Raw genomic sequence first — 14,708 nt, forward strand, 5'->3', positions numbered from 1 at the left:
ATCGTACGCAAGTGAGGAAATGCATTTCAGGAGGGGAAATACCCTCATACCACGTGTCCGAGACGGGACGGTCTGAGGTTTTTAATTCATAGTTTTCCCAGGTCATAACCTCATAATCTCAAAGCTTCCGACGCGCAGCCAAACGGATTCGGCAAAGCACTGCACACCGATGCCAAGAAGGTGCCTCATACCGCGTATGAGCAAACAAGAAGGCCCTCCGCTTAATGCGAAGGGCCCTAGGACGCTTATGCTCGGCGGAAAATGCACCGTCTACTCATCTTCCGCCAACTCGATGTCCTCGATGAAGTCGTAGAGATCCTGGCGAGAGTGAATGCCGAACTTCCGATAGATATTGTAGATGTGGGTCTTGGCCGTAGATTGAGAGATGTAGAACTGGTCCATGATGTACTTCGCATCACGCCCCTTCAGCAAAATACGCAGGACCTCCCTTTCACGAGGAGAAAGCTTATATCGGTCGCATGCCGTCTCGATCTTGCGCTGCCACACAAGCTTGCGCTTCCCCTCCTGCTCGATTTGCACGCTCGTTTCCTCGTCCTCGTTTTCCTCGATGACGGGCTCGAACGGGTAAATCTGATAGTTCACGGAAATCTGCATCCACGAGCAGAACGCGACGATGACGACAATCGACCCGTACAGAGCGATCTGCGGATCGACATAACTGCCGGCAAGAGCTCCCAGCGTGCAAACCGCGGCGCCAATGGAGATTCTCCCAAAATAGGTAGCTCCGTGCTTTCCAAAAAGCCAAATCGGAGAAATCATATCGAATCGGGTCGTCTCGACGACGGCGTTCACAAGAACAATGATGTTAAGGCAGACAAAGCAGGTATAGAGGCAGATAAGGCCAAGGCAAGCCGCTTCGGGAACGACGGGAAAGGGAAGAAGCAGCAATGCAGCCGAAAACGCCATACTCTTCTTCAGCCACTCCTTGTACACCCTCTCGTCGAGCTGCCGCGTAAGCAAGGACAGAAGGCCGGCGGCGCCAATTGAAATTCCAATCGCCAACGTGATAATTTCTTTCGGGAAATCGAGCGAAAACGCGATGAGAACCGCAGAGAGCATGAACCCTATCAGCAGAAGCGTATGGTTGTTTCCCTTGAGTTTTATGCTTCGGCGCTTCGAATCTTCAGCCGAGACGAAGTCGGCATAAGGGTGGTCCTTCTTGGTGAAAGCCGCCGAGACAATTGTCGACACCACGCATAACGTCCCCAGAAGCGCCGAAGAGAGCAAGGACTCAGCCTGTGAAATCACGAACACCATGATGCCGACGTAAATGAAAATCGAATCGACGACGAACATAAGAGCATTTCTCGCCAGCGAGGCAAGATACCTTCCATATAAAAAGAAAGCGGCAACCGTTCCGAGGGAAGCAAGCACAACCGACAAGTACGGAAGCCGAAGAATCAAGCAAGCAGCAGCGCCGAGAAAGCTCACCATATACGACACGAGGATTATCTTTCTACCGACCGCTCGCTGAAACGCGTCGGTGAACTTTAAACCAATGAACAGCAGCAGGCACGTTAGCACCGCCACGCACATCGCAACGATGTTGCTCTCGATCGCAGATGACGCATGGACGAGCGCCATGATCAAAACGAGCACCACATTTCCCACTGAAAGGCCGAAACCTAAAATCCCATCGACAAGAACCGTCTCGAAGTCTGCCTCGACTGCGCCGATTGGTTTCTCCTTGATTTCATGCTCATCGACAATCTCGTCTTTCATGATTCCCCCTGTCCCCCTTGTGCAAAAAACCTCTACCCCAAACCATTACCTTCGCGACAGCGATGAGTACGACCCTTCGTCAGCGCAGGTATGAGAGCGTTCCTTTCCCCCTCGGCTGCATTCCCTGGCTCGACTTTACGCCCGCAAAGAGCGCTAAAACCATCGTACGGGTAGTATGAGGGTCATATTCTACCTGATGAAATCTCTCATACTTTTCGCGAAACCGCACAGGCACGGCCCTCTTCCCGAGAAAGCAAAACCGGCCGCACGAAGCATACGGCCGGCAAGGGGGAGAAAGAAATTCGCATAGGTAAGGCTTTATTTTAGTCGGCAGAGCAGCAGCGAGACCGTGCCCAAGAGTCCCATAACCATGAGCACCGTTCCGGCGAACACCCAATTCTCAAGCGTCGGGCCAAGAAGAATCTGTACCAGAAATGTGCCAAGAAACTGCCCGAGGCCCTGAACGAGAATCATCACGCCCATACCGATTGAAGCTAGCTCGGGACGGGGCAGAAGCTTCATATACCCCGACAGGAACATGCCAACGCCGCCCATGCCCACAAGGCCCATGACGACAACTGCGACCCAAAGCAAAGCCCCCGTTTGCGTGTAAAGAGCCAGCGTGCACGGGCCCATCACGAGCATCGCGGCGACAAGAAGAGGTTTGCAGCGCCCGATTTTGTCCGATATCACCCCGAACAGCGGCGAAGAGATGACCGAGAGAAGCATGGGCGCCGTGCTGATGAGGCCCGAAAGCGTTGGGTCGAACCCTTGCATCTGAAGAATGGTCGGGACGAACGAGAGAATGGCGAGAAGGCAGATATTGAAAATCGCGAACCCCACAAAGAACAGGACAATATCCCTGGTGAGCATCTCGCGGTATCGCGGCTTCTCGGCAAGGGAACCATCACTTTCCGACACTGCGGAATCTTGCCCCTGCGCTTCTTGCGGAACGCGAATGGCAACTGACACGAGAACCGCCGCGCATGCCGCAATCGCCGCAAACAGAATCCACAAACCGCTGAACCCAAGCGTCTCGAATACCGTTGGCGTTACCACTGCGGCGATGGTCGAGCCCAAGCAACCCCAGATTCCCCAGATTCCCATCGCGGAGCCGATTTTCTCGGGCTTCACGCACTTCTGCACCACTATCGGGCCACAAGTCGTCAAGATCGTAAGGGCGACGCCCTCAACAGCGCGGGAGAAGATGAGGACCGCGCTGGAGCCCGAAGCGACCCCTATCAGCGATCCGAGGATGGCGATGCCGCATGCGACGATCATCATCCGTTTAGCGCCGAACTTTTGCGCGAGCCAGCCTGTGGGCAATGCCACGAAGATGCTCATGAGCGTGAAAATCGACATGAGCCACGAAGCCGCCTTCGCATCCATTGCGAACAGCGCCATTAGTTCGGTAAGGATCGTCGGCACCTTATATTGGATCATTGCAACGGAAATGCCCGCGATAAGGAGCACAACTCCGATCATCACTGGGTTCTGATACGACCTTGAAGCTCCTTGTTCCTTGTTGCCATCTGACTGCATCGCACTCCCCTCTCTTAGCGTGCTTTCACTATAGGAAAACCGAGATGAGGCGAGCTATCGCTCGCGAAGACCGATATTCCCTGGTTCAACTCATACCTCATATACGATGGGCGCGGGGCTGAGTTGAGACTACTATCGAGTCAACCGGTGAAGGGACCCGCGGACAAAGCCCACGGGATACCGGCAAGGGAGATAGTCGTTCCCGAACCTGACCTAAACAAGGAGACCAGCTATGAGTAGTCAAGACCCGTAGACGCATTTTGCTAGACAGTTTTGCAATGTAGGTTTTTGCACCTTGACAGCTTTATATCGAATCATTCAGAACGCGATACCGGATTCGCATTCACCGCATCAGGGCGATAAGGCTCCTGCTTGGACAGCACGGCGTATATGACATGCACGAGCTTTCTCGCCACGGCTATGAGGGCCTCCCGATGGGATTTCCCGTCTGCTCTCTTCTTATCGTAGTAATCCCGAAAAGGCGTGCTGAGCCTGAGCTGCGCGGTCGCTGCCAGATAGAGGGCGCGTCGAAGGTAGGGCGAGCCCTGCTTCGTGATGTGATTCTCGCTTGAGGAGAACTTTCCCGATTGGCTGACGGAGGGGTTGATGCCCGCATAGCTGACGACGGCGGATGCGTTCCGGAAACGATGGATGTCGCCTATCTCGGACGCGATCTGCGCGCCGAGGATATGTCCGATGCCCGGGATGGTGAGGATGAGCGGCTCGGTCGTCTCGATCCCTTCTTCGATCCTGGCCTCCACCTCCTCGATCTGCCCCTCGATGAAGTCTATCTGCTCCACGAGCAGTTTGATCTGGAAGGAGAGGGTTCGCGTCCCTCTGTCGATGCCGCACGATTCCTTGGCGATGCCCTTGATCTCCTCGGCCTTCTCCCGTCCGAGCTTGCCGCGACTCGCGCGCGAGAGCGTGTTGCCGAGGCGTCCACGCGGACGCCTCGGCACTCCTCAGGGGTCGGGCACTTCCTCAGGAACGCCTTGGAGCTCTCCCCGAAGGTGTCGGAAAAGATGGAATCGTACTCGGGAAATACCTGGTCCAGCGCCACTATCACCTGGCGCTTGAGGTCGGCGACGCTCTCCTTGAGACCCTGGTGAAGCCGTGTGAGCTGGCGCAGCTCTACCATCGACTCGTCTCCGAGCTTGCTGGGGCGAAACTCGCCAAGGCGCAAGGTGTCGGCTATGAGGATGCAGTCGACGAGGTCGGTTTTGACCCGAGAGCTCCCCTTGAAGCGGCGCATCGCATCGGTTCGTATGGGATTGATGACGACGACGTCGTAGCCTTGGGCGTGCAGGAAGCTGAACAGCGGCAGCCAGTAGTGGCCGGTGGCTTCCATGCCGACGAGCATCTCCTCCGCAGGTGCGCCCAGCCCTTCGAGGTAGGCTGCGCACTTGCCGAATCCTTCAGCGGAGTTTGCGAACTGCATGGGCCTGGCGGCATCCTTGCCGCGCTCGTCCACCGCACCGATGACGTGGCTCGATTTGGCTATGTCTATTCCAGCGTAGATCATGGACCTGCCTCCTTCGCACATGGCAGGCCCCTGCACTCCAAACGGGCTCGCAACCTCCTGAAAGAGACACGGGGTGGCCAAACAAAGGCCCCGCCATCCAGCTAATCCGCGAACCGCCCCGAATGGGGCAGGCTGTCAGACTCCTTGGCGGGGTCGCGATAAGCGCCCCAGGACATATGTCGACATACCTGCCTCGCCAGTAACTGCATCGCATTCTGAATGGTTCGATAGAAGCAGTCAAAACACGATAAGTAGATTGTAGGAGGACGCTATGACAGACGAGAAAAAAGCCCCCGAGGAAAAAGTCGCGACGGAGAAGGCAGACGAAATCAAAGCCCCCGTTAGCGAAATCTGCGGAAATGCAGAGGAGCTTGCCGCTTCGCTCGTCGATGACGACAGCGAGGTTAAGCCGGTTGAGGGATTCTTCCTCACTTCGCAACGTTGGCACTAAACGCAGTTTCGCCGGAAACGGACCCCAATAAAGGGTCCGTTTCCTTCTAGGGGAGGAGAAACATCATGGCAGAGAAGGGACAAATCGCCCGTTTCTTATATAAAGGCAGCTTTCCTGATGGAGAGGTTTTCGACGACTGCAATGGGGAGCCGTACGAAATCGTGCTCGGAAGACATCAGGTTATGAGAGCGCTCGACGACGCACTGCTGGAGATGAACCCAGGCGAAGAGCGGACAATCGAGCTTCCCGCCAAAGAGGCCTACGGCGAGTACAACGAAGATGCCGTGCAGAAGTTTCCCACGTACAAGGTTCCCAACGGAGAGAACCTTCCTGTGGGAGAAACGATCGGGTGGACATCCCCGAGAAACGTCGAGCCGATTCCAGCAAAGGTCGTAAGCATCGAGAACCAGATTGTGACGCTTGACTTCAACCATCCGCTCGCTGGAAAAGACATCGTGTATTGGGTCAATCTTCTCGAAGTTCGCGATCGAGATTAGCCCATGGAAGGAATTCGGGGGGCAGAACGCAACCCGGATTGCCATTTTGCTGCTCAGACGAGAGGATCGGAGAACGAAATGACAGCAAGACCGAAAATCGACAGTGGAATCGAAGAGTTCGCCAACGACCTAGGCAAGCCCTGGCAATGGGAGGAGGACGGGTACACGGTCACGCGCGGATGCGCTTGGTCGGCGCCAGGATGCCACCCCGTTGGATGCGGAGTCAAATTCTACGTGAACAAAGATGGCATCCTCGAGAAAGTCGAAGGCGATGAGAACCAGCCCATCACGCAAGGCCGCCTTTGCGTGCGCTGCTTGACGCTGCCCGATTTCACCTATCATCCCGACCGCGTCATCTTCCCGATGAAGCGCGCGAAGGAAGACCGCGGGAAGAACAAGTGGGAGCGCACCACGTGGGAAGACGCCTACAACATCATTGAAGAGAACATCGGCCGAATCAAAAAAGAGCATGGGCCTGAATCGATCGTGGTGTTCGGCGGAACCGGCCGAGAAGGCGGACCCATGTGCGGGCCCTACGGCATGGCGATGATCGGCACGCCCAATGCCTGCTATACCCAGTCGGGCTATGCGTGCTATATTCCGCGCGTCGCGGCAGCAACTTACGTTGCCGGCGTTACCTATCCTGAAATGGATTACGCAGGCGGCCTGCCCGGACGCTACGAAGACCCCGCCTACAAAGTACCTGAGGTCATGGTTGCATGGGGCAAAGAGCCCCTGCCGTCGAACGGCGATGGCTTCTTCGGACACTCCGTGATCGACTGCATGAAGCGCGGAAGCAAGCTCATCTCGATTGACCCGCGGACCAACTGGCTCGCAACGCGCGCGACGTACCACCTTGCCCTTCGCCCTGGTACCGACACAGCGCTCGGCATGGCGATGCTCAACATCATCATCCAGGAAGATTTGTACGACCACGACTTCGTCGATCGTTTCTGTTACGGCTTCGAGCAGCTGGCGGAACGCGTCGCCACAATGCCCGCCGAAAAAGCTGCGGAGATTTGCGGCCTCGACGTCGAGGACATCTACGGCGCGACGCGCATGTACGCGAACGCGAGCAACGCAGCAATCCTTTGGGGCCTCGCTATCGACCAGAAGGCCAACGGCGCGCAGGCGGGACACTGCATCCTGTCTCTCGAGGCAATTACCGGCAACATGGACATCCCTGGCGGCCAGCTTCTCGGAGACGTTAACGATTCCCTCGGCGACCTCGGTTTCGGCTGGAAGGAACTCGGCCCCGAGCTGCAGAACAAGATCATCGGCCTTAAGGAATATCCCGCCTATGTGGGCATGGTCCTGAACTCGCATGCAGACCTTACGCTCGAGGCCATGGAAACGGGCGTGCCGTATGAGATTCACGGCGGCTTCATCGCCTCGACGAACCTCCTTGCTGGTACGTGCGCTGCGCAGCCGAAGCGTTGGCACGATGCGATGCAGAAGCTCGACTTCGTCTTTGCGGCCGATTGTTGGATCACGCCGACGGTCCAATGCTGCGCTGACGTTATCCTCCCCATCGCCTCGTTCGCAGAGCGCCAGTCCATGGTCGGTACCCACTATGGCGCCTCGCCGAACATGCTCGGCTCCGTGGTGGACGCGGTGAAGGTCGGCGAGACGAAGGGCGATCTTGAAATCCAGTACGAGCTCGGAACACGCCTTAACCCCGGCACCTATGCACGCTTTGCCAACTTCGAGGAGTTCAGGGCCGAGTTCCGCATGGGCAATTGCGGCATGACCTATGAAGAGCTCAAGGAAAAGGTCGTTTACCAGCGCGAGGTCAACTACCGCAAGTACGAGACCGGTCGCCTTCGCCCCGACGGACAGCCTGGCTTCAACACGCCGACGGGCCGCATCGAGCTGTATTCCACGATGTTCCGCCAGTTCGGCGAAGATCCGCTGCCCTATTACGAAGAGCCGCAGCAGTCGCCCGTGTCGACACCGGAGTTGATGGAGGAGTACCCGTTCGTCCTCACCACGGGCGCGCGAACCTACGCCTACTTCCACTCCGAGGGCAAGCAGATTCCCCTGCTTCGCGAGCTCAATCCCGATCCGCTGCTTGAAATTCACCCGAAGGATGCCGCCAAGCTCGGCATCGCGGACGGCGAGTGGGTCAACGTCGAGAACCAATTCGGCAAATGCGAGCTGAAAGCAAGGGTCGTCCCCGTCGTGAAGCCAGGTGTCGTCCATGCTCAGCACGGCTTCTGGTTCCCCGAAGAAGATGGGGAGGAACCGCATCTGTTCGGCGTATGGCGCTCTAACATCAATGAGCTTGTCCCGCACAAAAATGTCGGCAAGCTTGGCTTTGGTGCGCCGTTCAAGTGCCTTATCTGCAAAGTTGAAAAAATCGCGAAGTAAGGAGCGCCGAGAGATGAGAAGCGGACTTCTGATTGACTACGAGTTCTGCACCGGATGCCAATCCTGCGAGATCGCCTGCAAGCAAGAGCACGGATTCAGCGTTGGCACATGGGGCATTCGCGTACTTGATGAGGGACCTTGGGAAATCGACGAGAAGACGGTGAACTGGAACAAAATCCCGACCCCGACTTCTCTGTGCGACCTCTGCGCAGAGCGCACGGCAGGAGGAAAACTGCCGACTTGCGTGCACCACTGCCTCGCCGGTGTCATGAAGTTTGGGCCGATCGATCAGCTCGTCGAGGAGCTTGACAAGAAGCCCAACCAGGTGCTTTTCGTCCCCGGACCATACACCTGCAAGGCATAGCGATAGCGTAGCTCCCCTCATATCGCCTGGGAAAGTATCCCCCTTCGTGCACCAGGCGACACTCCACAACGGCCCGGGGCATTTGATTGCCCCGGGCCGTTTCATGAGCAGGTGATGGGTTTTTTGGCGCGCGTTCGAACAGCAATTGGCTTCGCGTTGACAGTCCACGAGGGAATTTCGCGGTGCCGCTTCTCCTACTTCCCAAGGAGGCGAAACGGCACCACGACGATGCCCTCGGCCACTTCGCGAGCGTACTCGCCCACTCCCGTGATCACCGCCATGAACTCAGGAGGCCTCGTTTGCGAACGAGGGTTTTCGCACACCTTGCGACGCATGCGTTCAAGGCTCGCGACCCCCTTCTCAACCTTGTCCTCGCTAACCTTGAACTCGAATGCCGCCCAACGGCCATCGGCAAGCTGCACGATAGCGTCAGCCTCGACCCCCGAGTCATCGCGATAGTAGCGAACGGGCACGTCATCGAGCAGATCGAGCGCCCGGGCGTAAACCGACAGATCGCGCACCGCCATGTTTTCGAACACCAGCCCGAACGTCTGCCAGTCGGCAAGGAGCGCAGCGGGCGACATACCGAGCAGCGCACAAGCAAGGCTCGGGTCTGCAAGGTAGCGTTTGGGCTTCGTCGCAAAACGCTTCCTGTCGCGGGCGGGAGGCGCCCATCCGGGAACCTCCTCCACGATATACATACCCTTGAGCGCATCGAGATAGGCGCGCACCCGACCCTCGTCGATCACGCTGAGCGGATTCTCCTCGGCACCGAACATGTCGGTGATTATCGTCTTGTACGTAGCGGATTGCCCCAGATTCCGTGCAAGCGAGGATGCAAGCCTGCGAGCGATATCAGGATCGAGGCCGAGCGCAGGAATGCTTACGCCAAGCGCCGCTGTAACGTACTCGCGGGCAATAAGCTGCGCCGCATCGACTTCCATGCCGACGGCTTCCGGCCACCCGCCTCGACAGGCGGCTTCAACCAGACCCATCGTGTCGCGCTCGGCAACGCACGGCGTGAATTCGCCAGCGAACAAACCCGAGAGGCTGACCTGCCCGGTTGACTCCCCGGACTCGAACAAGCTCATGGGGCTCATGCGAACGCGCCCTATCCGCCCAGCGCCACTATGCGCGGGCCCCTGCTCACCTTGATGAGTTGCAGGCGTCGAGGATCCCGTGAGAATGAAAGCGCCGCGCGTCCCTCGCGCCCGGTCGACCTCATGGCGGACGCAATCCCAGATAGCGGGGACGCGCTGCCATTCGTCAATCACATGAGGGCGATCCCCCATCAGCATCATAGACGGGTCAGCTCGGGCCAAATCCAAGCTCTCGTCGACATAGGAAACCGAGGCTCCGTGCATGAGGGCCGACCACGTTTTGCCGCACCACTTCGTCCCCGCTATCTCGACAGCACCAAACGCCTTCAGGTACCGCTCGATTTGCGCGTCGGCAACGCGCGGCATATACCCTTCAGGCCTCTCGAAGTTCGCTCCCATAGCGCCTTCCTCTCGCTCACTATATTGGGGAAAGTGTAGCGTCTTTCAAGCGCATTGAGGATGCTGATTCGGATTTTCCTGTTAGTTTTATTCGGAATTTCCTCAAATTGCAGTTCGGATTTCCTATTATTGACATTCGGATTTTCTATTACAATGTGCAGCTTAATGACCTAAATAGCCTATCAAACAGCGAAAACGCACGTCGCCCCATGAAAGGCAAGGCGAGCCACCTACAAGAAAAAAGGTCATAGCCTTGCAAAGTCACTCGCCCTTGCGCCGCCCGCAACGTCGCCCGTCTCGCAGCCCCTCACCCCATCCTCCTTCCCCCCCAAAAAAATCGAATAATGCTTCTTCCCTTTCCGAATACGCTTCTTGAAAAAGTGTGATTTTTCTTATGTTCCCTTATCGGAATAGACTTATCTCCATGAGGCGGCGAGCAAAAGGGAGAGAGGAGAGGCTCGTCGCTCCACGGCGGACAAGCACTTGCAATCTTTTTCGCCAGCATATGACTTCACCTTGATGTTCTTGAGGGGGAGGGGGAACAATGAACGAAAAGCAGTTCACGATATCCGAGGTCATCGACTCATTCGGAATCACGAAGCACTCCTGGGTTCTCTTTATCATCCTGTCGCTCGCCCAGGTGCTCGACGGCTACGATTTCATGATCATCAACTCAACCAACCTGTTCGTCGCCCACACGTTCTGGCCGAACGACCCGAACCCGGGAGCGCTCATGGGGTCGCTCACCACATGGGGCCTGCTCGGCATGGTCATCGGCGGCGCATTCGGCGGCATCCTTTCCGACAAAATCGGACGAAAGAAAGTCCTCATCGGCGCCGTCGCCTTCTACGGAGTCTTCACGCTCCCCCAGGCATTTGCAAGCGACCTTACCATGTTCGCAGCATTTCGCCTAATCGCAGGTTTGGGCGTCGGCTCCTGCATTCCCGTCGTGTACACGGTCTTCTCCGAGGTCATGCCCTCGAACCGTCGCGGCTTCTTCATCACCTGCGGCGGCGCCTGCATGGTCGGCGGCTGGGTCATCGCGGGCCTCGTGGCCAATCCCATCTGCAACGCCACGACTCCGCTTCTGGGCGGCTTTACTGAGATGGTCACCTACACGAACGCTGACGGCACAACTGCCACGATGTTCTCCAACTGGCGCCTTTGCTACCTGATCGGCGGCATCCCCGTCCTGTACGCGATCTTCCTCGCGTTCGCCATGCGCGAGACCGCGCACTGGTACGCCAACACCGGGCAGACCGAGAAGGCCATCGAGGTCCTCGCCGAGTTCGAGAAGAAGTCCGTCGGCACTTCGACCAAGAGGGACCCGAACGCGATCATCATCCCGCCTCGTCCCGAGAAAACTACGCCGAACGTGCTGTTCTCGAAGAAGTTCATCGTCGGCACGAGCGCCATCTGGACCGTCTGCTTCGTGGGCCAGTTCTGCGTATACGGCATGAACGCCTGGCTTCCGACCTGGTTCAAGAGCATCGGCTACTCCGCCTCCGACGCCGTCGCGCTACAGACGTGGAACAACGTCGCGGCAATCATCTCGAACTGCCTCGTCGGGTACGTTTCCGATACGATGGGCAGGAAGAAATGCCTCATCTTCGCCTGGATTCTCTGCATCGTCGTCATCATCGCCTGCTCGCTGTTCGTGACGCCCGATAGTTTCATCATCTGCGCTGTGCTCATGCTCGCCTTCGGGTTCGCGCTCAACTTCGCCATCTCGGCCATCTACCCGCTTATGCCCGAGCAGTATCCGACGGCCATCCGCAACACGGGCACCGCGTGGTGCCAGGCGTTCGCTCGCTTCGGCGGGTCGGCATCCTCCATCGTTCTTGGCGGCATCGCCACGATGGCGATTTTCCAGGCAGGCGGGACGACCAACTGGTCGAGCGTCGCGCTCACCCTGATCATCCCCTTCGCGCTCGGCCTCATCTGCACACTCGTCTTCGTGCGCGACACCTACGGGAAATCGCTCGATACGCTCACCAGCGAGAACAGCGGGAGCAGCGACTCGGGCACCATCCCATTCGCTATCATGATGTGCATCGTCGTCATTCTGTTCGCACTTTGCATCATCTGTCCGCTTGCTATTCCGAATTGGTCGAAGCTTCCCGTAGCGCTTCCGCTCATGGCATGCGGCATGCTCCTGCCATTCCTATTCTTCTTCATCCTCGGAGGCAAGCAGCTTATCGCTGAGAAGGCTAAAAAGCAGTAAGCAACACGAGCACGCAGGTTTGGGGCCTATGCGCCAACCTGAGAATTCACGCTACTTGGGAAATCGCACTACCTGGGAAATCTCGCCCGACATCTGGGGAGCCTCAATCGCAGGCTCCCCTTTTTCACGCAGGCTGGCCTGCCTTCGTGCAGCTGACCCTACTCGAACCTCAACGGGGGATTCGGCATCGCCTCGATGCGTGCAACGAGCTCCGTCAGAACCGGATTGTCGTTATCTTTCCGGTACATAAGCTGCAAAGGCATGCAGAAATCACCATCCGCCACATCGAGCACGCGGCAGAAGGGCTTGATGCCTTCGGGAATTCGCGCACCGAAGTTCGACCCCACGACAAGTACCATGTCTCCGAGGCCCGCGCACAGGGCGAACAGCTCGGGGATGCCTGAGCAGAGGCACGAACGGGTCTTAGGCGTGAAACCGTGGCGCTCGCACGCCTCCTCGATATAGCACCATGACCTGCTGAGGTATATTCCCTCGTACTTGACGAAGGTCGATTTCTTAAGGTCGCTAACTCCGATTCGCCCCTTCGATGCCAATGGGTTGCCGGCATCGACGATCACGGTCAGCTTCAAGTCTGCGACCCGCAGCACCTCAACGTTGCTGCGCTCGGGCATCTCTTCTACCGGAGCGGGATCGAACACGATGTCAACATCCCCCGACTCGAGCATTTCGGCAGGGTTTTTGTTGTATCGGCGCTTCACCTCGAGACAATTCGCGCCATATTCGCTGTTGAGCAGCGAGATGAGGAAGCCGAGAACCTCCGTTGAAGGGCCCTCATCCGTCAGGCCGCTAATCGATAGGTGAGCGGGCGGGTGTCGTCGCAGATAGTGCGCCTTGCTATCAAGCTCCTCCATCGCCTCGATCGCGCGGTACGCTAAAGGAAGCAATTCGGCGCCGCTTTTCGTCAAGCGCAGCGTATTGCCGTCACGTTTGAAGAGCTCGAGCTTAAGCTCCTTCTCGAATTGGCTGATATGCTTGCTCAGGGACGGTTGGCTCATGTTGAGCGCCCGCGCCGTCTCCGTGTAGTTGAGCCGCTTCGCAAGTTCCGTGAACTCGATAATGTAGTTGGCGTTCAGCATGTGCGCCCTCCCCCTGTTGCGCGATTGTGCATGCTTATAGCATATCGCATTCGAATGCGGCACAGCCTTCAGCTCCTCTATTCTGGAAGTCCTATTCCCAAATCGAATACTATTCATTCAGATTTCGAAGACGGCGAATGATATTTCGAATCCGCAATCGCCATAAAACGAATTTCACGCATACCGCCTGCGGGGTTTATGATGCATTCAGCAAGTGCATCATGTCCGCCTCTTTCTGAGCCACTACAGCCACCCCTCACGGTGCCTGCCGCGGCAGCGTCGTGTTAAGCGACGATTATCAGCCGTTTCAGATGGAGGACATAATGAAGGATCAACCCATCATCGATTTTCATGCGCATCTCGGCGACATTTTCAAGGATGCGCACAACGTCATCTACAAGTTGGGTCTCAAGCCCGCGGACATGCCCGACCCGTTCACCGTCAGGGAGGAACGCGGGTTCAAAGGGCCGTTCATCACGGAGGACACCGACGAGGCGCTGCGCGAGTTCATCGATGTGAACCACGAGCGCTGCCGGACGAACACGCTCGAGAACATGCAACGCGAAATGGACGAGTGCGGCATTGACTACATCTGCGTGCTGCCGATCATGCCCGCCTTGTCCTTCGAGGACTACGAAGTCGCCCATATGGTCGAGCCGCGGTGCATCCCGTTCACCTGCATCGACTACCGACTCGGCAAGGACGCCGGGAAAAAGCTGCTCGAGGATTCCGAGCGGGGCGCCTACGCCCTCAAGCTGCACCCGATTCTGAGCAAGCGCGCCCTCGACGACCCCTTGACCGAGGAGGCGCTGCGTTACTGGGCGAAGACGGGCAAGCCGGTAACCTCCCATTGCGGTGCCGGGATGTACTACTACCCCGAGATCAACGACCAGTACGCCACACCCGAGTTCGGCGACCTCGCCCATCTGGTCGAATGCGCAAGGAGGCATCCCGAAATCAAATTCGTCGCAGCTCATTGCGGCGGAACCGCGGCAGGAAACATCGAGCGACTCGCAAAAATGTCCCAGGGGCTCGACAACGTATACGCCGACACCTCCTTCAGGTCGCACGAGGACATCGAGCTTATGATCGAGCTGCTCGGGCGCGAGAGAATCATGTTCGGAACCGACTATCCGTTCGGAAGCTACAAGCGTCAGGTCGAGCAAGTGATGATAGCCACGGAAGGAGACCCAAAGCTACGAAACCTCGTCTTCTTCGAAAACGCCAACCGCCTTCTCCATATTGTGTAAGGGGGCTTGGGAGAGAGAAGCTCATTCGGAATTTCCCTCTTTAGTCATTCGGATTTTACCATTATCACCATTCGAAATTTCTCAACGAAGCTGAGCGAGCATGGAGCAGAGCGAAGGGACTTCAGAAGGATTCCCACAACAGCTCCGAG

At 57.3% G+C, this 14,708-nt stretch carries 12 protein-coding genes; 6 read left to right on the forward strand and 6 right to left on the reverse strand.

Annotation, left to right across the window (positions count from 1 at the left end):
* Positions 1–270: 270 nt before the first annotated feature.
* From ACMRQN_RS01135 to ACMRQN_RS01150, 4 genes are all read right to left on the reverse strand, one after another.
* Positions 271–1,743: a helix-turn-helix domain-containing protein gene (locus ACMRQN_RS01135; RefSeq protein ID WP_418733455.1), complete on the reverse strand. Its 1,473-nt coding sequence runs from the start codon at positions 1,741–1,743 to the stop codon at positions 271–273.
* 318 nt (positions 1,744–2,061) lie between these two features.
* The gene (locus ACMRQN_RS01140) at positions 2,062–3,228 is read right to left on the reverse strand and encodes a CynX/NimT family MFS transporter (RefSeq protein WP_418733478.1); all 1,167 of its coding nucleotides are present in this window, start codon (positions 3,226–3,228) and stop codon (positions 2,062–2,064) included.
* Positions 3,229–3,599: 371 nt separating this feature from the next.
* Positions 3,600–4,160 carry an IS110 family transposase gene (locus tag ACMRQN_RS01145; protein WP_418733479.1) on the reverse strand — a complete coding sequence of 187 codons (561 nt, stop codon included), beginning with the start codon at positions 4,158–4,160 and terminating at the stop codon, positions 3,600–3,602.
* On the reverse strand, positions 4,073–4,807 hold the full coding sequence (locus ACMRQN_RS01150) for an IS110 family transposase (RefSeq protein ID WP_418733456.1): 735 nt from the start codon (positions 4,805–4,807) through the stop codon (positions 4,073–4,075). The genes ACMRQN_RS01145 and ACMRQN_RS01150 overlap by 88 nt, the downstream gene beginning before the upstream one ends.
* Positions 4,808–5,078: 271 nt before the next feature.
* Here ACMRQN_RS01150 and ACMRQN_RS01155 point away from each other — a divergent pair, with 271 nt between their 5' ends.
* The 4 genes from ACMRQN_RS01155 (at position 5,079) to ACMRQN_RS01170 (ending at position 8,489) form a co-directional block, all read left to right on the forward strand.
* Positions 5,079–5,258 carry a hypothetical protein gene (locus ACMRQN_RS01155; protein WP_417042053.1) on the forward strand — a complete coding sequence of 60 codons (180 nt, stop codon included), beginning with the start codon at positions 5,079–5,081 and terminating at the stop codon, positions 5,256–5,258.
* A 65-nt stretch (positions 5,259–5,323) separates the two neighbouring features.
* The gene (locus tag ACMRQN_RS01160) at positions 5,324–5,755 is read left to right on the forward strand and encodes an FKBP-type peptidyl-prolyl cis-trans isomerase (RefSeq protein WP_418733457.1); all 432 of its coding nucleotides are present in this window, start codon (positions 5,324–5,326) and stop codon (positions 5,753–5,755) included.
* A gap of 78 nt (positions 5,756–5,833) precedes the next feature.
* A complete protein-coding gene (locus ACMRQN_RS01165; RefSeq protein WP_418733458.1) occupies positions 5,834–8,125 on the forward strand; it encodes a molybdopterin-dependent oxidoreductase in 2,292 nt (763 codons plus the stop codon).
* Between the two features lie 13 nt (positions 8,126–8,138).
* Positions 8,139–8,489 (forward strand): 4Fe-4S dicluster domain-containing protein, encoded by a 351-nt coding sequence (locus ACMRQN_RS01170; protein ID WP_418733459.1) that lies wholly within the window; start codon positions 8,139–8,141, stop codon positions 8,487–8,489.
* Positions 8,490–8,683: 194 nt separating this feature from the next.
* Here ACMRQN_RS01170 and ACMRQN_RS01175 read toward each other — a convergent pair whose 3' ends face one another.
* Positions 8,684–9,988 (reverse strand): ATP-binding protein, encoded by a 1,305-nt coding sequence (locus ACMRQN_RS01175; protein WP_418733460.1) that lies wholly within the window; start codon positions 9,986–9,988, stop codon positions 8,684–8,686.
* A 544-nt stretch (positions 9,989–10,532) separates the two neighbouring features.
* On the opposite strand from ACMRQN_RS01175, the gene ACMRQN_RS01180 reads away from it, so the two are divergent.
* Positions 10,533–12,212 carry an MFS transporter gene (locus ACMRQN_RS01180; protein ID WP_418733461.1) on the forward strand — a complete coding sequence of 560 codons (1,680 nt, stop codon included), beginning with the start codon at positions 10,533–10,535 and terminating at the stop codon, positions 12,210–12,212.
* Positions 12,213–12,370: 158 nt separating this feature from the next.
* On the opposite strand, the gene ACMRQN_RS01185 is transcribed toward ACMRQN_RS01180, so the two are convergent.
* Positions 12,371–13,309, reverse strand: a complete 939-nt coding sequence (locus tag ACMRQN_RS01185) for a LysR family transcriptional regulator (protein ID WP_418733462.1) — start codon at positions 13,307–13,309, stop codon at positions 12,371–12,373.
* Positions 13,310–13,632: 323 nt separating this feature from the next.
* Between ACMRQN_RS01185 and ACMRQN_RS01190 the strand changes: the two genes are divergently transcribed.
* Positions 13,633–14,559 carry an amidohydrolase family protein gene (locus tag ACMRQN_RS01190; RefSeq protein WP_418733463.1) on the forward strand — a complete coding sequence of 309 codons (927 nt, stop codon included), beginning with the start codon at positions 13,633–13,635 and terminating at the stop codon, positions 14,557–14,559.
* The last annotated feature ends 149 nt before the right edge of the window (positions 14,560–14,708 follow it).

The sequence above is a fragment of the Ellagibacter sp. genome, from assembly GCF_048412355.1.
Classification (GTDB): domain Bacteria; phylum Actinomycetota; class Coriobacteriia; order Coriobacteriales; family Eggerthellaceae; genus Ellagibacter.

Excerpts from the sequence above, each read along its gene's own strand:
- ACMRQN_RS01185 (WP_418733462.1), bottom strand. The coding sequence starts at position 13,309 with ATGCTGAACGCCAACTACATTATCGAGTTCACGGAACTTGCGAAGCGG.
- ACMRQN_RS01140 (WP_418733478.1), bottom strand. The coding sequence starts at position 3,228 with ATGATCGGAGTTGTGCTCCTTATCGCGGGCATTTCCGTTGCAATGATC.
- ACMRQN_RS01135 (WP_418733455.1), bottom strand. The coding sequence starts at position 1,743 with ATGAAAGACGAGATTGTCGATGAGCATGAAATCAAGGAGAAACCAATC.
- ACMRQN_RS01150 (WP_418733456.1), bottom strand. The coding sequence starts at position 4,807 with ATGATCTACGCTGGAATAGACATAGCCAAATCGAGCCACGTCATCGGT.
- ACMRQN_RS01165 (WP_418733458.1), top strand. The coding sequence starts at position 5,834 with ATGACAGCAAGACCGAAAATCGACAGTGGAATCGAAGAGTTCGCCAAC.
- ACMRQN_RS01175 (WP_418733460.1), bottom strand. The coding sequence starts at position 9,988 with ATGGGAGCGAACTTCGAGAGGCCTGAAGGGTATATGCCGCGCGTTGCC.
- ACMRQN_RS01190 (WP_418733463.1), top strand. The coding sequence starts at position 13,633 with ATGAAGGATCAACCCATCATCGATTTTCATGCGCATCTCGGCGACATT.
- ACMRQN_RS01155 (WP_417042053.1), top strand. The coding sequence starts at position 5,079 with ATGACAGACGAGAAAAAAGCCCCCGAGGAAAAAGTCGCGACGGAGAAG.
- ACMRQN_RS01170 (WP_418733459.1), top strand. The coding sequence starts at position 8,139 with ATGAGAAGCGGACTTCTGATTGACTACGAGTTCTGCACCGGATGCCAA.
- ACMRQN_RS01180 (WP_418733461.1), top strand. The coding sequence starts at position 10,533 with ATGAACGAAAAGCAGTTCACGATATCCGAGGTCATCGACTCATTCGGA.
- ACMRQN_RS01160 (WP_418733457.1), top strand. The coding sequence starts at position 5,324 with ATGGCAGAGAAGGGACAAATCGCCCGTTTCTTATATAAAGGCAGCTTT.